Here is a 21,677-nt window from a genome sequence, read left to right as displayed (position 1 = left end):
CAGCCGCGCTAGTCATCCTCATTCTTATATCTTATTCATTGAATTCTTTCAAAGGGAAGGTATTACTTTCAATAATCGCGACAATTTGATTTAACGCTTTTTTTGCTTCTGGTATAGGGAAGACAGGAAACACGTGATTCATTTTAGGATATTCTATATAGTTTATTGGAACCCCCTGCTTATCTGCCATCTCTTTGAATTTACGAGCATCTGGGAGAAAGAATTCGTGAGTGCCTATAAAAACAGAAATTCGTCCCAATGATTTGATCTCTCCATAAATTGGACTGACTAAGTGGTGTGTTTCATCCATTTCACCCGCATATCTTTTTCCTGCTTCAATTAATAAGGCTAGATTGAGCATTGGTTCTTTTGGAACCATAGCAGCGATATCTGGGTTGCTTAATGTGACATCTAGCCATGGTGATAAAAGAATGATATTTCCTGGCTGCGGCAAGCCCTTTTTTGCCAAGTATTGAGCAAAAGCTAACGATAAACCGCCGCCAGCAGAATCGCCCATGATGACGATATTTTCAGGTGTTCCTTTCTCTAAAAGACCTTGGTACACAGGGAAGACACTCTCGATCACATCCATATACTGATGGTTCGGTGCTTTTGGATACACCGGCACATACACCGTACTATTTAATTGCTTCGTCAATCGATCTAAAAAACGCCAATGCCAAGTTAAAGGCTGTTCGATATAGCCACCACCTGGTATAAACAACACCTGATGGTCATCTGGCTGGTCATTTGATTTCAGCATATACGTATCGACTGGAAACGAGTCATTTTTAGTAATTTTGTACTTATTCTTGATTTTTTCAGGTAATTCATAAGGTAGTTGATTTGCCTTTCTTCGTTCTTCTAGATAATCATTTACATTGAGTTTCTTTTTCGTCAAAGCAAGTAGCTGTTCTACTAAAAAACTTTGAATACTTCGCATATGATCAACCCCTGTTCATAGAATCATGATGATCGATTTCGATGGAAAGATAAGGCTTCTAAAGCTTACCATATGAAGACGTACATCAGGAAAAAACCTTTTTATCCAGCTGATCACTCACCACAACAAACACCTATCCATTAATGAACAACTGTTTATTTACTGTTACTCATATTCTACTTTTTAGATGCATGACAATCAATTGTCAATCTGACCCTAACTGTTCATTAATAGACAGATATCGACTAAGTGTTCATCACGTCAATGTCCAGACATGAAAAAAGACGAACTGGACAAGTTCGTCTTTTGGATTGATTACGATTAAGGCTGCAAGCTTAGGATTTTTTGAATCGTATGCATGACCCCGCTCTCTTCATTTGAGAGCGTAATAAAATGCGCAGCATCTTTTACCTCTTGGACGGCATTTCTTACAGCAAAGCTGTACTGAGCGGATTCCATCAGTTCTAGATCATTACGTCCATCACCAAACACCATCGTTTCCTCTTCTGTTACCCCCAAAATGTTCTGTAGCTGCTTCACGGTGGTTCCTTTATGAACACCAATATTGGAAATGTCAATCCACGTATCTTCTGAAGCGACAACATATACTTGTTCAAAGAATTCACTTAACATTTCTCTCGTCTGTACGCAATTTGCCTCAGGATCATGAACGGTGATTTTCACAAAGTCATCTTGTATGTCTGCAAAGTTTGATACCTTGAGGACATTTGTATAAGAGCCCGTCACAAATCTCATTTCACTCTCAGATAAATGCTCATTGACGACTGCACCATCTTTCGTACATGCAATGATCGTCTGCACTTTACTTATCTCCTCCAGCTTATGGATGATCGATAAACCCAGATCATTTTTTATTAAAGATTCATAAACAAATTGTCCATTCTTTTTAATCCGCGTTGCGCTATCCCCTAAAATCCAAAAATCCTTTGCATGCTCACCAAACAATGCCTCCACTCGTTCACACTGCTTTCCCGTACAAGGAGCGAACGCTACATTTTTCTCTTCCATTAATGCTTTTATTTTCTGAAATAAAGCTTGATCAAATGATCCTTGGCGATTTAAAAAAGTGCCGTCTAAATCCGTAATAATTAATTTAATCATGTTCTTCCTCCAATTCCTTAGCTGAACAAACACTATGAAAATTGTATATGTGTACGTGCCAGAAAGTAAATAAGCCAGGAACATGTTGTTTGTCATCACACATAAAGGCACTTGTTACAGGTACGTCACAAGGCGTTTCATGAATCAACATATAAAAAATAGACGAACGGTCATCGTTCGTCTTCTTCCCTCACTTCACTTCTTCATGCTCCTGAACCGCATGTCGTTTACTAGCGATAAAGAGTGCAACCGTCATGGCTAAGATAGTCAACGCCCACCAGAACGTCGATACAGCCTCCTTATGATCGATAATAATCAAACGGATGACGGCTGTGATGCCAATATATATAAAATAGCGAAGCGGAAAATGAAAGTTTGATTTAAAGTACTTAATAATTAAGGCAATAAACTCAAAGTACATAAAGAAGATTAACAGTTCACCAAGCATTTCATAGTAGCTTTCTCCTTTGTTGACCACATTCTTGTAGACAAATTGGACAATATACCAAGTTTCACTAATTAAGAGGACGCTTAAAGCAATGGCCAGAAAGAATAAACAAATATTCAGAAGGCCTTGCAAGAGATCCGGTACCTTTTGGAAGTTGTTGAATCGTTTCATTAGATTGTCTCTCCATTCCATGTTATTCATTTGCCAGCTATATTTTGATGTGCCAGAATCGCAGCACGATGTAGTAAACGCCGTTCTTTTCCATCCTTTCAAACTGCCCGTGCATGCGGGACATCATTCGTTTTATGCTTCGTTCACCAAGTCCAGTGCTTTCCTGGGTGTTATTTGTCTCGTTTATCGCATTGCTGATATGGATCTCAAAGATTTCTTGGTCGGATAGAAACGTGAGATTGATATCTTTTTTCGGGTCAGCGTATTTCAGTATGTTCGACATCAGATTATCAAACACTCGGCCAAGCTCCTCGACATTCACATTGATATAGCTGTCTGGCAGGTCTCCTAAAAGATGAACTTTAAATGTCTCTTGCTGCAAAATCGCCACCTGATCTGATAAGAGATCGTAAATGACCTCTTTGACTGCAACTGTCTCAAGCTCAGGTTCATGTTCTTTATCAAGTAGAAAATAGGCGAACAGATTATCAGATAGATTTTTCAATTGCAGTGCTTTTTCATAAGCACTTGCTATATATTGATCCTTACGGGTATCCGCTCCAGCCTCCTCTTTTTTCGCAAACTCCAAATTCATCATCAGCGATGTCAGCGGTGTCCTCATATCATGGGACATTTCGGTGACCAAGCTGCGGCTCTCTTCTTGCAGCTCATCAATGGCTTGAAGCTTGTCCAAAAAAGCTTTACGAAGATCCTCAATACTTTTGGCAATCATCGCTAATTCGTCATGCCCTTTCACCGTCATCTCATAGTCCAGCTCTCCGCCTTCAAGAATATGTATCTCTTGGTGAATCGTTTGCAGGTAGCGCAGACTTTTGCGAATCCCGAGAAGAACCATGAGGAGAAAAATAAGCGTTGCTCCGAGCAGCTCGAGTGTAAAGGCAAGATCGTGGTAGCGAGATGAATAGAACCCGTCCACCATGACGCGGCCTTTACCGTCGCTAAACTGAACCGGATACGAATGTTGCTCAGCGTACTGAGTCATCCTTTCTTTTCCATACGCCGATTCATCCGCAGCAGAATAGATGGAGTCATATTGCAGCACCTCATCCTTGAAGATAGTCAAATTAATGTAATTCTCTTTTTTCACCCACTCGCCAAACGCTTTTCGATCCGTTGAAGACAGCTCATTCTCAGACACATAGCGGCTGAATTTTTGAATGTACTTGGCTGACTCCTGATCGTAATACTCGTCCGAACTCAAATATCCATCGATCAAATCATTGGTGATCTTTTGCAGCGTCAAAAAGACAATACCACTCACAATTGCAGCCGCCAAAATCAGCAGTGCAAGCTTTTTGGCCAGTGTATATTTACGATGTGGATGTGCCAAATCGATATCCTCTTCCCCATTCAGTTTTGATATATACAGGACGCGCAGGATCATCCTCAATTTTGGCACGCAGCTTTCGAATATGCACCATCACCGTATTGTTGGAACAATAGAAATAAGGCTGTCCCCACACGCTTTCATAAATATTTTGGGCTGAAAAGATTTTGTTTCGCCTGCTCATAAGCAGTTTTAACATCCGATATTCTAGATCAGACAGCTTAATTTGCTGGTTTTCTTTCCATACTTCATTAAATTCTTCACTTACCTTCAGTTTGCCCCCAACAAGAAAGGTCTCTTCCTGTTCCTTCTTTTCCTGATAGACAGTATACCTGCGTAATTGTGCAATCACTCTAGCATGAAGCTCCTCTTGTGAAAAAGGTTTTGTCATATAATCATCCCCGCCCGCAAGTAAGCCTTCGGTTTTATCGAATGTACTTGATTTGGCTGTTAGAAATAGAATCGGGACATTGGAAAAGGCTCTTATCTGCTGGCACGTTTCGATGCCTGAGAGCCCCGGCATCATCACATCCAAAATCACCAAATCGAGCGAATCGTCCACAAACTTCAATGCTTGCTCACCATTCATCGCTCTTAGCACCTCATATCCTGCACGTGAAAGGGATTCCTGCAGAAGGTCACCAATATCCTGATCATCTTCTACGACTAATATTCGATGGGTCATGTCTCTCACCTCATGTAATGTGTTGCTCTTTCTTTTATGTCTTTACTATATATCATCTAGTTATTTGAAAAGATACAGCATAAACCTTAACAGTTTATGAATTTGGCCATCTGCCATCAATTTGTCACATTTATTTTCAAAAAATTGGATCTTCATAAATTGTTAAGAATTGGGCCGTATATTGATTCATTGTAAGGATCGATGAATTGATCCGAATCACATTATCATAACAAGAAAAGGAGCATGGATATGAATGCAAACAAAGTAGCACACGGACAACCGATGAGTCTGCGGGAACGGGTTCATTTCTTGGACATTGTACGAGGGTTCGCCTTAATGGGGATTATTCTAGTCAATTACTTTTTGATCGTGGATTCGGCTAAGGGATTTGACATGCTGTCAAATGATGTCTTTCACAATGTGGTGAATTGGTTTGCCTCAGGGAAATTCATTACGTTGTTCTCCTTTCTATTCGGGGTTGGTTTTATGATTTTTATGGATCGAGCTGCTCAGAAGGTGGACAGTCCGAACAAACTGTTTGCCCGCAGATTAACCATTCTCTTAGGATTTGGCCTTCTGCATTTGACCTTTGTTTGGATTGGTGACATTTTGGCCTATTATGCAGTCGCTGGCTTTTTATTGCTTTTCTTTTACAAACGTACAGCCAAAACCATCCTTTACTGGCTCATCACACTTTTTGTGATTCAATTGCTCACGCCTTTTTTCACGATGCTGCTCAATACCGTCAGTTCAGGATCATCAGGCAAGCCGGACTTTGCTGATTTTGAATTAATCAGCCACAACAGTCTGACTTATTTAGCATCTATTGGTGATCGGTGGACAGATATGGTGACAATGGCTTCCGGCTCTTTTTCTACTGTCTATTCCATGTTCTTCATGTTTTTACTTGGCGTGTATTTTGTGAAAATGGAGTTTTTCAAAAACATGGAGGCGAAAAAAACGATTTGGAATCGCATTTGGATCATTTTTGCCATCGCTTTTCTCATCACCCAAGGCAGTACGATCATAGCAGCGGTCAATCCTTTTGAAAATACACTCTGGACGAACATTACCACTGCTCTGGAACAAAACGGGGGATTAACTGGCAGTATGTTTTATATGAGTACACTTGCGATGCTGTTTCTGCACGTTCCTCAGCTGCGAGGTGCTTTAATGGTCTTTACAAAAGTCGGACGGATGTCCCTGACCTGTTATTTGCTACACTCGATCATTGGAACTCTGCTATTTCTAAAGTATGGAGCGGGGCTTGTCGATCATCTCCAGCCGGCTGGTACGTTTTTCATAGCTATTGGCGTGTATGTCTTCCTTGTGCTTTTCAGTACGTTTTGGTTAAAGCGGTTTAAGTATGGACCGATGGAATTTATTTGGCGGCAGCTGACGTATGGAAAGGTCGATGATAAATCGAAAACAAACACAATGGATGTGGCGAAGTAACTGACATCATAGTAGTTAAATAGAGTGAGAAAAAGGCGAACTTTAGTGGTTCGCCTTTTCTGTAGTATATTCATTTTTTTGATTCAATACTTGTCAATCACTTCTCGCAATTGATTCAAATAACTTTCTTTCAATTCATCTGGGTATTCAATTTTCACATGTTTCCCAAATGACATCAAATAATGAGTCATATACGATAATTCTTCTTGGTTGTATCCACCCACAATATAAGGGATCTGATCAATGATCTCCAATCGCATATTTGGGTAATGATGCTTTAAAAACTTTTCTTTTCCTTGTTCCGTTAATCGACATTTAAATGTGATATCATGATAAGTTTTTTCGTATTCGAGCTGCAGTTCTTTTAATTCTTCCTTTGTAAATGTGTCTTTGCCGTCTTCTTCAATCACCATGTCCTTCATAAAGTCACATCTATAGATGCCCCACTTTTTATCTTGAACATCATATGCTTGAGAAAACCAAATGCCATTTCGATAAAACAACTCAAGAAATTGCAGCCTGATCCATTTATTTTCATATTGAGTGTACGTCATCTTCACGATTTGATCTTTCATCATTGCCTGTAAAATCAATTCCAAATGATTTTGCTCACTAACTGGTGCGACATTATAGTAATGAATCACATCCAAAGTCTCCGTAATCATTTGCTTTTTCTCATCAGACATTGTGGCAAACAACTTTTGCCGAATTTGTGAGTAAGATTTTTTAAATGGTGTTGCTGACACCAGGTCTAGCGCTTTAAGAGCAAAAAAAATAGCTTGGACTTCTTCTATATTGAAATAAATAGGAACCAATGGAGATTGATTCACCAGTCGATATCCTCCGTGTCTGCCAGGTTCAACGTAAAAAGCTAAGCCCATTGACTCTAGCTCTTCTATATCTCTTAAAGCCGTCCTTTTAGAAATGTCAAATTCGGATTGTAAGTCCTTTAACTGAAAAGAGTGTTTATCGCTTAAAAAAATAAGTTCTTGGTTTAATCGTTCTGATTTTTTCATTTGTTTTCCCTCTTAAAAAGGTGCCTTCTTTTGTCACCTTTATCATTTATACTCAGCTTATCAAAAGAAAAGGAGCATGTACATGCAAACATTAATCATTAACGCGCACCCAGATTTCACTCATCGAGAAAGTTATTCAAACAAACTGCAAACACTATTTTTAACACAATTTAAAGAAAGGTTTCCTCATGCGGAACCAACCATTTTGCATTTATATGGAACTGAAATTCCTCGTATCGAAAAAGAGCAGCTGTTAGGAATTTGGGATAAACAAGCATCCGAACAAGCATTAACGGCCGCCGAGGAAAAAATCGCCGCTGCTTCATCTGCTTTATTGGCTCAATTCAAAGCACATCATCGAATTGTGATTGTATCACCTGTTCATAATTTCAATGTGACGTCACGTATGAAAGATTATATAGATAATATTTTGATCGCTAGAGAAACGTTTAAGTATACAGAAGAGGGTTCAGTTGGTCTGATGACTGATGATTATCGTGTACTTTTGCTTCAAGCAAGCGGCTCAATTTTCACAAATAACGATCGCTACACACCTCTGGAATTCTCACATTACTACCTAAAAGAAATATTTCAAAACTTGATGGGGTTTCATCAATTTCATATTGTCCGAGCACAAGGAACAGCGATTTTAGAACAAGATGCGATCTTACAATCTGCATCTGATGATATGACGAAAACCTTAGAGGAGTTTTATGACCCGAATTAATCTCTATTTAATCAAAAAGACCCAAAACGAAAAATCGTGCTTTTTTTAATAAAAATCACCTTTTTCGTTTTAGGGTGCTATAAAATCTTTCAGTTGGTGTGCATCGGCGGGATCACAAGCACTGCGATTTCATTTCAATTACGACATTCTTTATTTATCCCACATTCTCAACTGCTAGTAAGACTATTTTTTATAACCAATGCTGCCGTTTCACTCGGATGGCTAAGAGGAAAATGATGGCCGTATGGAACAACATCAACATTTCCAAGATGCAACGGAGCAGAATAGCCTTTGTCATACTCACCCCAGATAATATGAGGATTATCCTTTGTTAATTCATTGAATTCACCTTGATCGGTGTTCAGTAGTAAATGATTAAGCTGAACCGTCGTATTTAAAATTCTAGGAGACGTAAAACTGTTTCTGATTTTTTCAATATAATGTTCAGGGATGCTCTCCGCCCTTTCAAACAAACCATTACTTAATAAATAACGCTCTATCATTTTAGGAGTTGCTAATTTTAAAGACCATTTGTTCATCCATTGAGGAACATTTAGCAATTTAGCATTTTTTTTAGCAACAGGCGGCTGAAGTAAAGTGATTGAATACTTCTTATCTATGTACCCTTGTCCCAATGCTTTCAATAGAATAAACGCACCGAATGAATGGCCAATTAGATGTGCACCATGAGCCGCTTTCTCCAATACCTTTTTCACTACATTCAAATAGATATCTAGAAGATGTTTCTCTCGTTTAAATGGGGAACGCCCCAAACCTGGAAGATCCAAGATCCATACAGGCTGACCCTTTTTTTCATGAAGCTCTTGTGCTAAAGGGAATAAATCCTCTCCATCACTCAATAAACCATGTAATAAAATAAACGGTTTCCCTTCTCCTTGTAATTGGTAAAGGGTGTTGTTATCGCTTAATGTTCGCTCAAATGCATGATAATGCTCACCATGTTGATTCATCATGCGATAATCCAGATCAGCTACTACGGCAGGGAAAAAGTTCATGACACTCGTCTTCTTAAACCAATCTTCTCCCATCATTTTTTTCACTGAAGCATTTGAAAATGTTCGTTTAGTCATAAAATTGAGTCCATCAGAAGGAATGTTTGTTATTTTGCTTACTCCACTTTTCATCATTGCTTTCATAAACGGCATTGGGACAGAGATTTTTGGTGCCCTCATATTCATACTTTCCGACATCACACTTAATAATTCAGCAATGTTCTGATCATGCTCTTTGTCTTCAACAAGTGTATATGTTTGAATAGCCGGCTGCTCCATCCTGAAAACCTGCACAATAAACTTCGCAAACTCATCGTTTGAAATCAGTGGCAGCCTAAATCCTTTACCTCCAGGAATCACTGGCATAAGCCCTCTTCGCATACTTGTTACAAGCAATCCTAATCCTGCTATCTGTTCTGTACTCCCTGTTTTACTACTGCCGACCACAGTTGGCGGATTAATGACAGACAGCGGATAACCGACAACTGATGCTTGTTGACGGATATAAAGATCTGCTAAAAATTTTGTTCTCTCGTAAGGATTCTTTATTTTCAGGTAATCATTTCCTTCTTTAAACACATCAATTGCAATCTTGCTATTTTCATCATCAAAGGGGCTCATATAACCGACAACATGAATAAAATGCTGCAAGCCCTTCAATTGATGAATATTTTTAGCCAATTCACCAATATATTTGGCGCCATTTAAAAAGACGGAAGCTGCCTCTTTACTTGTCGCTTGAATATCCATAGGGCCTCCTGCGTGAATCATCACATCCGTTTTCAACACCATCTCCATATCTTTAGCACTTAGACCTAAATCTATTTTCGTCAAATCACCTTCAACAAAGTGCATCACTGACTCTTTTAAAATACCTCTTTCTTGAAAAATGCGTGTCGCTTTACTTTTCGACCTCACTAAAAGAAGAATGTTCACATCCTCTTTGGCTAATTCTTCAACTAATTGCTTTCCAATAAAGCCTGTTCCACCTGTTAAAAATACTGTTTTCATATAAAATCTCCTTTTTAGTACTATTCAGTACTAATTTGATGTAAAAAAAATGCTTCTTTATCGAAGCAAGTTAAATAAATGATCTGCTGTTTTTGTGATGACAGTGGCATCCTTCAATGTTTCTGAAATAAATAACGCTCCTTCAAGATTTGTAATAAAAAGTGATGCCACCTCATCAATCTGAATCGTATCTCTGAATTCCCCGTTCTCTACCCCTTGTTTCAGTAATAGAGAAACTTTCTTTTGTAATCCTGTGAAAAAAAGACCTATTTTTTCTTTTATTTGCGTGGCCTGTGCAGGACTTTGAATATAAAGAGTAATAAATGGACAGCCTCCCTGATACTCTCTCGACTGAACGCCTTGTGATAATTGCTTTAAAAACATTTGGATACGATCTTCAACTGAAAATTGGATCTGAGAAATTACGTCGTCTATTGAAGCTTGATACATGTCAATCCAATAATCAACGACCCCTTCTAATAATTCCTCCTTATTAGAAAAGTGATAATACACATTAGACTTTGATACTTTGCTTACACGTACCAATTCATCCATACTTGTATAAGCAAACCCTTTTTCCAAAAATAATGTTGCAGCTACTTCAAGTACACGTTTTTGATTCATTAATTTTGCCTTTGTCATAATTAGAACTATACAGTACTAATTTGAATGTTGCAAGTATTTATGTTTGTTTAGAGAAAAGTTTGATTCCATTAGAAAATATGATGGCTTAATGATGATGTGATTGGAGAGATGGACCTGACTACATGATCTAGATTAATCTGTCGTTCCATCATGATGTGAGTAAGAGCCATTTGTTGAGGATAAACACTGTATACTTCTGCACACCCACATATAAAAAACACAACGCCATGAAGGCTTTTCATTAACAAGTGGTGTGACTCGAAAATAAATTCCCTCAAAAAGCGTTGTGCATCAATGTTTTTTATTAACCAATAGAGCCTTCCATTTCAAACTTGATTAAATTTGCTCATAATGGCACGAATAGATCTGCAACAAAACCGGTCAAACCTTTGATATAAAGGCATTTTTTCAAATGGTTTAAAATGGATTGTAATATCAAGTTGGCACGGGCTTGGCTCGAATAAGGCACGGAAATTAACTTATAAAACCAAGTAGGGAGGGTTAATAACTTAGAACTCACAGTCTACGCTGTGGGCTCTTCCCCTTCCAAAAAGGTACCATAATACATCTACTTGATCAGCTGTCTGCAATGAGGCAGCATTTCTTCTATCTTTAAGACAATCCGCCTTTGTTCTTCTAGTGGAGGGAGTGGGGCAACATAATTTGTAATTGTATCTGTACCAACTCTTTGTTGTCCTGCGGTTCCTGTCATCTTGGATACACAAGTTGAAACGAAGGTAGGACTTTTAATAAACCACAGGAAAAACTCCAAGCAGATATCATTGTAGGCTCTTAGTACATGAAGCTCTGTCGTACCAGCTCCTACACCATTCTCAAGATTTAACATTATTGCAGATTTTAAGTTTTGAAAACAGGGAGTTATCTTTGCCATCACTATATCACCCTCTCTAAAATGCGTGTAGCCTTTCTTCACTTCACCCCAAGACTTGGTTTCATATGAAAATTCACTTCTATATCCATCTTCTATTAATGTCATTGGAATAAAGGATACAGTAGTATCATCATTGACAGTATTTCGAGGATTAATTTCAAAAATATCTCCAAGTCTAATCCATTTCCAATTCTCAGGGATATCATATGGAATCTCATCTTCTGTAATTCTCATGAGTTTTTTAGGTTTTTTAGCTTTACCTTCTTTAACTAACACTTTCTTTTCTTCTTGAATCTGCTGATATAGTTCTTCAGCAGTCCCCTCTTCTTCACGCTGTTCAACCAGCTTGCCTTGGATTGCATATTGTAAAATTGATTTCTGCATATCATTTGGGAACCTTTTGTTGAGCTCCTCTACTTCTGTGTAGGCTTTATCGTATTTCTCCACATAAGGCAATAGTTCTTCTATCTTTGCTACGATACGTTTTTGTTCTTCTACTGGAGGAATAGGAATTAATCTAGGTCTCATATTTACCATTGATACGTGTACCATTGTTGAGCCAGTTGTAGATTTTTTTATTATTGTTACATCCTGTAATAAGAACCAATACAAATAGTCTCTATAAAATATTTGGCTATCGAAATCAATTTTCCAAATATGGTAGTGAAAAATCGTTTTATCTCCATCCCAGATCTTAGGACCAAAAGATGCAGACCAAGCATAAAGCAAGTCCCCATTATTGCAATACTTGGAATCCTCAAGTTCCATGTCAGAATAATACCAACTATTGTTAGTGAAAAAATTTCCTACCCTTAAAACTTTATATTTCCCTTTATCTTTTAATTCTTCTTTCTTATAAGCCCTACCATTTATGAAATCTATAACATTCCCCATTCTCGCCCATTCCCAAGTCTGAGGTATATCAAATGGTATCTCATCATCTTTTATCGATGGCAAGGTTTTTTGTTTCTTGATTTTCCCCTCTTTAATAAGTTGTTTCTTCTCAGCCTCTTTCTTTTCTAATAATTCCTTTGCAGTACCTTCTTCTTCTCTATGCTCAACCAGTTTTCCTTGAATCGCAAGTTGAAGAATACTGTTTTTTAAATCTTGTGCATTCATTTAATTACCTCCAAGCATAGAAGTAATCTGTTCTAATACATGATCGATTTTTGCATTAAGAGAAGCTCGCTTTTCTTGGTACTGTTGAATCAAATCCATTGGCTCCAAGATTACTTCTTCCTCATGAGGGAAGCCACATAAGTCAATGTTATAGCTTCTTTCTACTATCTGACTGATTGTATATTTCTTGGCTTTAGGGAAGCCTTCAACTTCGATTTCCTGTCTGTTATCCCACCATACTAGTGCTTCATTAAAGTGTTCCAGTTTCATCGGTCTAGTCTTTGAGAAGTTCTTAAAACCTTCTGGCATATCCACACGATAGAACCATGTTTCATTTGTCGGTTCAGTATTGTCAAAGAACAAGATATTCGTTCTAATAGATGTATAAGGCGCAAAAACGCTATTAGGCATCCTTATAACTGTATGAAGATTAAATTCACTGAATAATTTCTTCTTGATATTGATTTTAGCATTATCAGTTCCAAACAGGAATCCATCCGGAATGATAACTGCTGCTCGACCATTTTTCTTCAGTCGATACATGATCATATTCATAAATAAATCTGCTGTTTCAGAACTTCTTAGCTCCATTGGGAAGTTGACTTTGACACTCTCTTTTTCACTACCGCCATATGGTGGGTTCATTAGAATTACATCAAATGACTCCATTTTACGAAGCTCTTTATAATCTGTTTCTAATGCATTTCCATGAAGAATATTAGGATCATCAATATCATGAATCAGCATATTGGTCACACACAGCATGTGCGGCAATGCTTTCTTTTCAATTCCATACACAGAATTGTTATAGATTTTTCTATTTTCAAGAGAGTTACCAACCTGTTTATCCAGGACAGATAACGCAGATGTCAAGAAGCCCCCAGTACCACAGGCGAAGTCCCCAATTTTTTCCCCTAATACCGGTTTAACCACTTCTACCATAAAGTCTGTGACCGCTCTTGGTGTATAAAACTCACCTGCATTTCCTGCACTCTGTAAATCCTTTAGGAACGATTCGTAGATTGCACCGAATTCATGGCGCTCTTTATATTCTGTGAAATCAATTTCATCAATGATATTGATAACTTGACGAAGCAATACTCCATCTTTTTGATAGTTGTTAGCATCTTCAAATGCTGTTTTTACGATGATTTGACTCATCGGTGTTTCTTCATCAATTTCTAGTTTCTTAAGGGTAGGAAACAGCGTGTTATTCACGAAATCCAGTAAAGCATCACCGGTCAGTGCCTCACCGTCTTTTCGATCTACTGCCCAATCTCTCCACTTTAAACCTTCTGGGATGATCGACTTGTAGTTGTCATCATAAATCTCCCACGTTTCTTCTTTTGCATCATATATTTTTAAGAACAGAATCCACACGATTTGCTCGATTCTTTGGGCATCTCCATTAACACCCGAGTCATTCCGCATAACATCTTGAATTCTCTTGACAAAATTACTAATCGCCATTTCAAATACCTACCTTGTCTACAATTGTGTGTTTTACTTATGCGTAATAAATTTCATTTTCTAATTCTTTAACTGCCTTGAGATAGGCTTCTTTTCCACCAAAGGCTTCGACTATTTTCATCGGACTGCCAATTTTAGCAAACTCCTTAAGCTGAAGTACCTTAGTATCTTCAATTTCTTTAATGCCATCATTGGCATACTTATCAAGCAACGCTTCAATGACCTGCTGAGCAGTATCGGAATATTTGTACAGATAGTGACGTTTCTTCACATTCTCTGCTCTCTCTTTTTTTGTTAGCGGTGGTTTATCGTAAGCCAAGTGACAAATGAGGTCAAAATCATCTAGCTCCGTTTTGCCCAATTCTTCTCTAATTGCATCAAGCAGTACACCACTCTCTTGTAATTCATCAATTATCGCTTGCTTTTTCTCTGCTTCTGTCCAAGTTCTCAAGAAATCATCCAGCCTTGCATATTGCTCTAGGATGTTTTTCTTTGTGTAGTCAGTCAAACTTTCAGTGATGAGCTTCCCATCCTTATCGACATATTGGACTCTCTCTGAAAGAACCCTAACAGTAACATCGCCTATATAATATTTGCGAGGCTTATCTTCACCCTCATCATTAAAAGGTGGTGTGTCTCCAGTTCCATACTCCCCCTTATCTTCTTTAACACCATCATTACCATCATCTTCCCCCATGCCTTCTTCGCCTTCATCTGTCGGTGTGCCTGGTTCATCCACGGGATCATTTCCATCAAGTTCAATAACCACTTCCGGTCTACCATCAAAAGCAGGATCAGCAAAGAGACGGCTCGAATTACGAAAGTCCATAATGGTAAAGTAGGTCTTACCGTATTCTTCAAGAAGTCTTGTACCACGACCAATAATCTGCTTAAATTCAGTCATGCTATTGATGTTATTTTCTAAAACAATCAACTTACACATTTTCGCATCAACACCGGTCGTCATAAGCTTACTTGTTACTGCAATAACCGGATAAGGGCTTTCTTCATCAATAAAATGTTCCAGTTGGGCTTTTCCTTCTTCATTATCCCCAGTAATACGCATGATGTATTTATGATTTTCCGCATACATGTCTTTATTCTCATTGATAAGTGCTTGTCTCATACGCTCGGCGTGTTCAATGTCCACACAAAATACGATGGTTTTACTAAAGCGATCGGTTTTCTTTAAGAACTCTGTGATTTTAGATGCTATAACTCGTGTGCGATCATCAATTACGAGAGATCGTTCAAAATCTTTTGCATTGTACTCTCGATCCTCAATTTCATAGCCATATTTATCAACCTTCCCTACTTCCGGTCGATAACCTTCTAAATCTTTATCAAGACCAATTCTGATGACTTTATAAGGCGCCAAGAAGCCATCATTGATTCCTTGTTTTAAAGAGTACTCATAAATAGGCTCACCAAAGTAAGTCTGGCTTGAAGCTTCTTTGGTTTCGATTGGTGTTGCTGTACAACCAATGTGAGTAGCCGATGAAAAATAATCTAGAACCTTTCTCCATGCTGATTCTTCTTTTGCACTTCCTCTGTGGCACTCATCGATCACAATTAAATCAAAAAAATTCGGCTGGAACTGACGGAATGTTTCTTCTCCATCGTCACCCGTAAGTTGCTGATACAGAGCTAAATAAATCTCGTAGGAACTATCAAGATCTTTATTCTTCACCTTTGTCATTTTCCCACTAAAAGGCTTGAAGTCTCCCGAAATAGTCTGATCGACCAGTACATTGCGGTCTGCTAAGAAAAGAATCCTTTTCTTTAAACCAGATTTCCACAACCTATAGATAATTTGGAACGTCATATAGGTCTTACCGGTACCTGTGGCACTCACTAAAAGCACACGGTCTTGTCCTTTGGCAACCGCATCAACTGTTCGATTGATTGCAACTCTTTGATAATATCTAGGTGTTTTATAATTAGGCACATAATAATAAGGCTCTAAGATAACCTTTTCTTCAGCCTCATTGATGTTTTTATCCATTAAATATCTTTGGTATAATTCTTCTGGCGATGGGAACTCTTCCAGTCCTAGTTCTCTTACCTCACCAGTAATCAAGTTCTGCTCGACAAAGGCATCCCCATTAGAAGCGTAGACATAAAATATATCCAATGCTTTGGCATATTCGATCCCTTGCTGCAAACCAGCTCCTATCGGATGATTATTATCTTTGGCTTCTATGACTGCTAAAGGAAAATTATTTTTGTAAAAAAGTACATAGTCCGCTCTTTTCTTTTTTCCTCTAGCAGTTACATTTCCACGAAGTATGATTCTACCAGCCGTAAAGGCGTATTCAAGTCGAACTTGCTTTTTTATGTCCCAGCCCGCATTAGTGATTGCTGGTGTAATATATCTTGCTTTGATATCTTCCTCAGACAAATTTCTCTTCCCCATAAGCTTCAGCCCCTTACCCTATTTTTCGCAAATCGTTTATTCTATTTCAAATTCCAAAATGTCTCCAATGTTGCATTCGAGGCACTTGCAAATTTTATATAAGCTTTCAAGGTTTACAGGTTTGCATTTTCCAAGGCGAGCTAATATGTTGTAAGTGATTCCAGCCTGCTCCTTCAACTCCGTTTTATTCATTTTCTTGTCAATCAAGAGTTTCCACAACTTATTATAGCTTATAACCATACCAAGTCCTCCTTAGCTATGTAAAAAAAAGACAACTACATTATAGCACATCATCAAACGAAAAAAGGAGAAAACCTTACAATAGTGCAAGGCGATAAACTAAACTATAGCCTGAAACTGTCAAATTGAACCTGACGTAATACTGAATTTAAAAAGTTTAAGATAAAACAAAATGAATTGATATTAAGGAATCCAAAATTCCCCAAAATGGAAACTGTATTATATTCCAAAATTATAACGGTGATTATTTTATACCTTCTATCATCCGAGAAGCAATGCAGTATTATTGTACAAAAGCGGGGTTGAATATAAAGGCACAAATGGTTTCTACATGCTGTACTAGGTGTAAGCCTTAAATATATATCAAATCGCTTAGGGCATAAAACCATCAAAGCAACGGCAGATACTTATCTTGATGTTACTGAAAAAATAGAAGAAGACGAACTTCAAAAGTTCGCCTCCTACACTCAAAGATTAAATTAAATCGGCACGCCGCCAATTTTACACTTTTTAAAAAATGCTCAAACCTTTGATATATAAAGGTTTTTTCTTTATTAACCAATAGAACCTTCCATCTCAAACTTAATCAAACGGTTCATTTCAACGGCGTATTCCATTGGCAGTTCTTTTGTGAATGGCTCGATGAAGCCCATGACGATCATTTCTGTTGCTTCTTCTTCAGAAATTCCGCGGCTCATCAAGTAGAAGAGCTGTTCTTCTGATACTTTTGATACTTTTGCTTCGTGCTCTAATGAAATGTTGTCGTTTAAGATTTCATTGTAAGGGATCGTATCAGATGTTGATTTGTTATCCATGATGAGTGTATCACACTCGATGTTTGAGCGTGCACCCTCTGCTTTGCGTCCGAAGTGAACGATTCCGCGGTATGTTACTTTACCGCCTTGTTTCGAAATCGATTTCGATACGATCGTTGAAGATGTGTTTGGTGCAAGGTGAATCATTTTCGCACCTGCATCTTGGTGCTGACCTTTACCTGCTAGGGCAATACTTAATGTCATACCACGAGCGCCTTCACCTTTTAGGATGACCGCTGGGTATTTCATTGTCAGCTTAGAACCGATGTTTCCATCAATCCATTCCATTGTTGCATTCTCTTCACATACTGTACGTTTTGTCACAAGGTTGAAGACGTTGTTTGCCCAGTTTTGAATCGTTGTATAACGGCAGTAGCCGCCTTTTTTGACGATGATTTCAACAACCGCACTGTGAAGTGAGTTTGTTGTGTAAACTGGAGCTGTACAGCCTTCTACATAATGCACATGTGCGCCTTCGTCAACGATGATCAGTGTACGTTCGAACTGACCCATGTTTTCAGAGTTGATACGGAAGTATGCTTGAAGTGGAGTATCTACTTTTACGCCTTTTGGTACGTAGATAAATGAACCACCAGACCATACAGCCGAGTTAAGCGCAGCAAATTTGTTGTCAGTCGGAGGAATGACTTTTGCCCAGTGCTCACGGAAGATGTCTTCGTTCTCTTTTAATGCGCTGTCTGTATCTTTAAACACAATTCCTAGATCTTCAAGATCTTGCTTCATGTTGTGATACACAACTTCAGATTCATACTGAGCAGATACACCTGCTAAATATTTTTGCTCTGCTTCTGGAATACCAAGCTTATCAAAGGTTTGTTTGATTTCTTCTGGTACTTCATCCCAAGAACGCTCAGAGCGCTCTGATGGCTTTACGTAGTACGTAATTTCATCAAAGTTTAATGCATTTAAATCTCCGCCCCATTGTGGCATCGGCATGTTGTAAAAGTGCTCAAGAGATTTCAAACGGAAGTCGAGCATCCACTGAGGCTCTTCTTTCATACGAGAAATTTCTTCAACGATCTCTTTTGTCAGTCCGCGCTCTGAACGGAAAATGGAAACGTCTTTATCAGAAAAGCCGTATTTATATTCACCAACATCTGGCATTTTTTTAGCCATCCATTTTCACTCCAATCTTATGATTTGCCGTTATCTTCGGCAGATGCGCCTTTTTCAAGCGCCTTCCAGGATAATGTTGCACATTTGATGCGGGCTGGGAATTTTGCAACTCCCTGCAGCGCCTCAATGTCACCAAGATCAATGGAATCGTCGTATTCTTTTCCTAGCATCATATCGGAGAAAATCTGAGACATTTTCAAAGCTGTTTCAATATCTTTCCCTTTAATCGCCTGCGTCATCATAGAGGCAGATGCCATCGAAATCGAGCATCCTTCTCCTTCAAATTTCGCATCCGTGACTTTTTCGTCTTCGATTTTCATCGTAAGACGAATACGGTCACCACACGTTGGGTTGTTCATATCGACGACAATGCTGTCGTTTAGTACACCTTTGTTTCTCGGATTTTTATAATGATCCATAATCACTTGTCTGTACAGTGTATCTAAGTTTACATTAAAAGACATTCGTAAAATACTCCTTTGTCTTACGGAGCGCTGCAATAAGTTGGTCAATCTCTTCTTCTGTATTATACAGATAGAAGCTTGCTCTTGCAGTCGCTGATACACCAAGCCATTTCATGAGCGGCTGTGCACAGTGGTGTCCAGCACGAATGGCGACACCTTCCGTATCCAGAACAGTTGACGCATCATGCGGATGGACGTCGTCTAAGTTAAACGTCACAAGCCCAGCTCGGTGCTGCGGTCCATAAACAGTCGCACCGTCAAGCTCTTTAAAGCGCTCAAGCGCGTAAGTCGCAAGCTGATGCTCGTAACGGCTGACTTCCTCCATACCAATGTCATTTAAGAAGTCAATTGCTTTTCCTAGTCCAACTGCTCCAGCAATAATCGGTGTTCCCGCTTCAAATTTCCACGGCAGCTCTTTCCATGTAGAATCATATAGATCCACAAAGTCGATCATTTCACCGCCAAACTCAGCAGGCTCCATATTATTCAACAGGTCCTTCTTCCCGTAAAGCACACCGATGCCAGTCGGTCCACACATTTTATGCCCAGAGAATGCGAAAAAGTCACAATCTAGATCCTGAACATCAATTTGCATGTGAGGGGTGCTTTGCGCACCGTCGACGACAATGATTGCCCCATGATCGTGGGCAATTTTGGCGATCTCTTTAATCGGGTTGATGGTTCCTAATACGTTTGAGACATGTGTGACTGCGACAATTTTCGTTTGATGTGTGATCGTTTGCTTCACATCTTCAAGCGATAGCGTGCCGTCTTCCTGTAACGGAATGTATTTCAATGTGGCGCCAGTTGCTTTTGCTGCTTGCTGCCAAGGGATGATATTCGCATGATGCTCCATATGCGTAATGACAATCTCATCGCCTTCTTTGAGGTTTGCTCTAGCATAGCTGATCGCCACTGTGTTTAGTGCAGTTGTTGTACCTCTAGTAAAAATAATCTCCTGGACAGATGAAGCACGGATGAATGCACGAACTTTCTCTCTCGCACCCTCGTATGCGTCCGTTGCTTTTGTGCCAAGGGTATGAACACCCCGGTGGACGTTCGAGTTGTAAGACCGGTAATACTCATTCATTGCATCAATGACCACTCTTGGTTTTTGAGAAGTCGCTGCACTGTCCAAATACACCAAATCATGTCCGTTCACTTGCTGATGAAGGATTGGAAATTGCTCACGAACGTCTTTGATATTCATTATTTTACTTTCCTTTCAATCACAGAAATCAGCTGCTTTTTAACTCCTTCAATCGGCAGTTCTTTCACAACTGGATTTAAGAAGCCATAAATCACAAGTCTTTCTGCATCTTCTTTGGAAATTCCGCGGCTCATGAGGTAGTACAATTGAATTGGATCAACACGTCCAACAGAAGCGGCGTGCCCTGCTGTCACATCATCTTCATCAATTAAAAGAATTGGGTTTGCGTCACCGCGTGCTTTCTCACTCAGCATGAGGACACGTGATTCCTGCTCTGCATTTGACTTTGTTGCGCCATGCTCGATTTTGCCAATTCCGTTAAAGATAGAGGATGCTTGATCCTTCATCACACCATGCTTCAAGATATACCCTTCAGAGTTTTTACCGAAGTGGATGATGCTTGTTGTGAAATTTTCTGTTTGGTTTCCTCGGCCGACAACAACTGATTTCGTATCACCGAATGTACCGTCGCCCATCAGTTTTGTGATGTTTTCAGACACGACGTCTCCATCATTCATCAGGCCAAGCGCCCATTCGATTTTACTGTCACGACCATTTGCCATACCGCGTCTGTTCACATATACTGTGACACCTTCTGCAAGGTTATCTACAGCACCGTATGTGACGCGGGCGTTAGCGCCTGTGAACACTTCAGAAACGATATTGAAGATCGCTTCTTTCGGTTTTGCTGTACTGATGTAGTTTTCTACATATGTCACAGCACTATGATCGTCTGCTACGACGATGACATGGTTGAACAAAGTCGTTTCGTCATTTTCATGAAGATAAACAGCTTGAATTGGTGCTTCAAGCTCTACGTTTTTCGGTACATAGAGGAAAGCTCCGCCATTCACTAAAGCAGCATGTAAAGCTGTTAGTTTATGCTCATCCACTTTCACTGCATCTGTCATGAAGTATTGTTTCACTAAATCTCCATGCTCACGAATCGCTGTATGAAGATCAGTGAAGATCACACCTTTGTCTTTTGCTTCAGCTGAAAGAGACAAATAGGCCGGCGTTTGATCACGCTGAATGTAAACTGTCTTATTTGTGTCCTCTAAATCAATCAGAGATTTCACTTCTTCTGGAAGCTCTTCTAATGATCCAAATGGCGCACTTTCGACTGTATGCTGTTTGAAATTCGTTAAATTCCATTTTGAAATATTCGTTTTGTCAGGCTTTGGCATTGGGAGGTCTTCTGCTTTTTCAAGAGCCTGTAAGCGAAGGGAGCTCATCCATGCCGGTTCCTGATGCTTCTCGGAGAAGCTTTTGACATAATCTTGATCTACTGATAATTTCGTTTCTAATGTCATCAATAATCCTCCTAACG

The 21,677-nt window shown here is 39.1% G+C and carries 18 protein-coding genes; 2 read left to right on the top strand and 16 right to left on the bottom strand.

Annotation, left to right across the window (positions count from 1 at the left end):
- Positions 1-31 precede the first annotated feature (31 nt).
- The 5 genes from ASE42_RS04485 to ASE42_RS04465 all read right to left on the bottom strand — a co-directional run bounded on the left by ASE42_RS04485 (position 32) and on the right by ASE42_RS04465 (position 4,717).
- Positions 32-943: an alpha/beta hydrolase gene (locus ASE42_RS04485; RefSeq protein ID WP_024425991.1), complete on the bottom strand. Its 912-nt coding sequence runs from the start codon at positions 941-943 to the stop codon at positions 32-34.
- Positions 944-1,264: 321 nt separating this feature from the next.
- Positions 1,265-2,065, bottom strand: coding sequence for a Cof-type HAD-IIB family hydrolase (locus ASE42_RS04480; RefSeq protein ID WP_034623831.1), 801 nt, complete (start codon positions 2,063-2,065; stop codon positions 1,265-1,267).
- A 190-nt stretch (positions 2,066-2,255) separates the two neighbouring features.
- Positions 2,256-2,684: a phosphate-starvation-inducible protein PsiE gene (psiE, locus tag ASE42_RS04475; RefSeq protein WP_012011173.1), complete on the bottom strand. Its 429-nt coding sequence runs from the start codon at positions 2,682-2,684 to the stop codon at positions 2,256-2,258.
- Positions 2,685-2,721: 37 nt separating this feature from the next.
- Positions 2,722-4,035, bottom strand: coding sequence for a sensor histidine kinase (locus tag ASE42_RS04470; protein WP_056765854.1), 1,314 nt, complete (start codon positions 4,033-4,035; stop codon positions 2,722-2,724).
- Entirely contained in the window at positions 4,016-4,717 is a 702-nt protein-coding gene (locus tag ASE42_RS04465) for a response regulator transcription factor (protein WP_056765852.1), read from the bottom strand. The genes ASE42_RS04470 and ASE42_RS04465 overlap by 20 nt, the downstream gene beginning before the upstream one ends.
- Positions 4,718-4,966: 249 nt before the next feature.
- On the opposite strand from ASE42_RS04465, the gene ASE42_RS04460 reads away from it, so the two are divergent.
- A complete protein-coding gene (locus ASE42_RS04460) occupies positions 4,967-6,172 on the top strand; it encodes a DUF418 domain-containing protein (RefSeq protein WP_056765850.1) in 1,206 nt (401 codons plus the stop codon).
- Positions 6,173-6,255: 83 nt separating this feature from the next.
- Here the strand turns inward: ASE42_RS04460 and ASE42_RS04455 are convergent, their stop codons facing one another.
- Positions 6,256-7,188, bottom strand: coding sequence for a helix-turn-helix transcriptional regulator (locus tag ASE42_RS04455; protein ID WP_056765848.1), 933 nt, complete (start codon positions 7,186-7,188; stop codon positions 6,256-6,258).
- 82 nt (positions 7,189-7,270) lie between these two features.
- Between ASE42_RS04455 and ASE42_RS04450 the strand changes: the two genes are divergently transcribed.
- Complete coding sequence (locus tag ASE42_RS04450; protein ID WP_056765846.1) at positions 7,271-7,915, top strand: FMN-dependent NADH-azoreductase; 645 nt, start codon at positions 7,271-7,273, stop codon at positions 7,913-7,915.
- 167 nt (positions 7,916-8,082) lie between these two features.
- On the opposite strand, the gene ASE42_RS04445 is transcribed toward ASE42_RS04450, so the two are convergent.
- From ASE42_RS04445 to sufD, 10 genes are all read right to left on the bottom strand, one after another.
- A complete protein-coding gene (locus ASE42_RS04445) occupies positions 8,083-9,939 on the bottom strand; it encodes an alpha/beta fold hydrolase (protein WP_056765845.1) in 1,857 nt (618 codons plus the stop codon).
- A gap of 57 nt (positions 9,940-9,996) precedes the next feature.
- Positions 9,997-10,563, bottom strand: coding sequence for a TetR/AcrR family transcriptional regulator (locus ASE42_RS04440; protein ID WP_056765842.1), 567 nt, complete (start codon positions 10,561-10,563; stop codon positions 9,997-9,999).
- A 589-nt stretch (positions 10,564-11,152) separates the two neighbouring features.
- Positions 11,153-12,595, bottom strand: coding sequence for a restriction endonuclease subunit S (locus tag ASE42_RS04435; protein WP_056765839.1), 1,443 nt, complete (start codon positions 12,593-12,595; stop codon positions 11,153-11,155).
- Positions 12,596-14,065 (bottom strand): class I SAM-dependent DNA methyltransferase, encoded by a 1,470-nt coding sequence (locus tag ASE42_RS04430; protein ID WP_056765837.1) that lies wholly within the window; start codon positions 14,063-14,065, stop codon positions 12,596-12,598.
- A gap of 37 nt (positions 14,066-14,102) precedes the next feature.
- A complete protein-coding gene (gene hsdR, locus ASE42_RS04425) occupies positions 14,103-16,481 on the bottom strand; it encodes an EcoAI/FtnUII family type I restriction enzme subunit R (protein ID WP_056765835.1) in 2,379 nt (792 codons plus the stop codon).
- 36 nt (positions 16,482-16,517) lie between these two features.
- On the bottom strand, positions 16,518-16,721 hold the full coding sequence (locus ASE42_RS04420) for a helix-turn-helix domain-containing protein (protein ID WP_056765833.1): 204 nt from the start codon (positions 16,719-16,721) through the stop codon (positions 16,518-16,520).
- 554 nt (positions 16,722-17,275) lie between these two features.
- A complete protein-coding gene (sufB, locus tag ASE42_RS04415) occupies positions 17,276-18,673 on the bottom strand; it encodes a Fe-S cluster assembly protein SufB (protein ID WP_007500362.1) in 1,398 nt (465 codons plus the stop codon).
- Positions 18,674-18,690: 17 nt separating this feature from the next.
- Positions 18,691-19,137 carry a Fe-S cluster assembly sulfur transfer protein SufU gene (sufU, locus tag ASE42_RS04410; RefSeq protein ID WP_012011181.1) on the bottom strand — a complete coding sequence of 149 codons (447 nt, stop codon included), beginning with the start codon at positions 19,135-19,137 and terminating at the stop codon, positions 18,691-18,693.
- Positions 19,127-20,347, bottom strand: a complete 1,221-nt coding sequence (locus tag ASE42_RS04405; RefSeq protein WP_056765832.1) for a cysteine desulfurase — start codon at positions 20,345-20,347, stop codon at positions 19,127-19,129. The genes sufU and ASE42_RS04405 overlap by 11 nt, the downstream gene beginning before the upstream one ends.
- On the bottom strand, positions 20,347-21,660 hold the full coding sequence (gene sufD, locus ASE42_RS04400) for a Fe-S cluster assembly protein SufD (RefSeq protein ID WP_056765830.1): 1,314 nt from the start codon (positions 21,658-21,660) through the stop codon (positions 20,347-20,349). The genes ASE42_RS04405 and sufD overlap by 1 nt, the downstream gene beginning before the upstream one ends.
- Between the last annotated feature and the right edge of the window lie 17 nt (positions 21,661-21,677).

Origin of the sequence: Bacillus sp. Root920, assembly GCF_001429445.1 — a bacterium.
GTDB lineage: Bacteria > Bacillota > Bacilli > Bacillales > Bacillaceae > Bacillus > Bacillus safensis.
Note: the sequence above shows the minus strand (reverse complement) of the source record. Positions and strands in the feature narration are given on the sequence as shown.

Bases quoted from the DNA above. Each gene is read 5' to 3' on its own strand.
- ASE42_RS04460 (WP_056765850.1), top strand. From the start codon at position 4,967: ATGAATGCAAACAAAGTAGCACACGGACAACCGATGAGTCTGCGGGAA.
- ASE42_RS04465 (WP_056765852.1), bottom strand. From the start codon at position 4,717: ATGACCCATCGAATATTAGTCGTAGAAGATGATCAGGATATTGGTGAC.
- ASE42_RS04455 (WP_056765848.1), bottom strand. From the start codon at position 7,188: ATGAAAAAATCAGAACGATTAAACCAAGAACTTATTTTTTTAAGCGAT.
- ASE42_RS04405 (WP_056765832.1), bottom strand. From the start codon at position 20,347: ATGAATATCAAAGACGTTCGTGAGCAATTTCCAATCCTTCATCAGCAA.
- ASE42_RS04450 (WP_056765846.1), top strand. From the start codon at position 7,271: ATGCAAACATTAATCATTAACGCGCACCCAGATTTCACTCATCGAGAA.
- ASE42_RS04485 (WP_024425991.1), bottom strand. From the start codon at position 943: ATGCGAAGTATTCAAAGTTTTTTAGTAGAACAGCTACTTGCTTTGACG.
- ASE42_RS04430 (WP_056765837.1), bottom strand. From the start codon at position 14,065: ATGGCGATTAGTAATTTTGTCAAGAGAATTCAAGATGTTATGCGGAAT.
- sufD (WP_056765830.1), bottom strand. From the start codon at position 21,660: ATGACATTAGAAACGAAATTATCAGTAGATCAAGATTATGTCAAAAGC.
- ASE42_RS04445 (WP_056765845.1), bottom strand. From the start codon at position 9,939: ATGAAAACAGTATTTTTAACAGGTGGAACAGGCTTTATTGGAAAGCAA.
- ASE42_RS04480 (WP_034623831.1), bottom strand. From the start codon at position 2,065: ATGATTAAATTAATTATTACGGATTTAGACGGCACTTTTTTAAATCGC.
- hsdR (WP_056765835.1), bottom strand. From the start codon at position 16,481: ATGGGGAAGAGAAATTTGTCTGAGGAAGATATCAAAGCAAGATATATT.
- ASE42_RS04440 (WP_056765842.1), bottom strand. From the start codon at position 10,563: ATGAATCAAAAACGTGTACTTGAAGTAGCTGCAACATTATTTTTGGAA.
- sufB (WP_007500362.1), bottom strand. From the start codon at position 18,673: ATGGCTAAAAAAATGCCAGATGTTGGTGAATATAAATACGGCTTTTCT.
- sufU (WP_012011181.1), bottom strand. From the start codon at position 19,137: ATGTCTTTTAATGTAAACTTAGATACACTGTACAGACAAGTGATTATG.
- ASE42_RS04435 (WP_056765839.1), bottom strand. From the start codon at position 12,595: ATGAATGCACAAGATTTAAAAAACAGTATTCTTCAACTTGCGATTCAA.
- psiE (WP_012011173.1), bottom strand. From the start codon at position 2,684: ATGAAACGATTCAACAACTTCCAAAAGGTACCGGATCTCTTGCAAGGC.
- ASE42_RS04420 (WP_056765833.1), bottom strand. From the start codon at position 16,721: ATGGTTATAAGCTATAATAAGTTGTGGAAACTCTTGATTGACAAGAAA.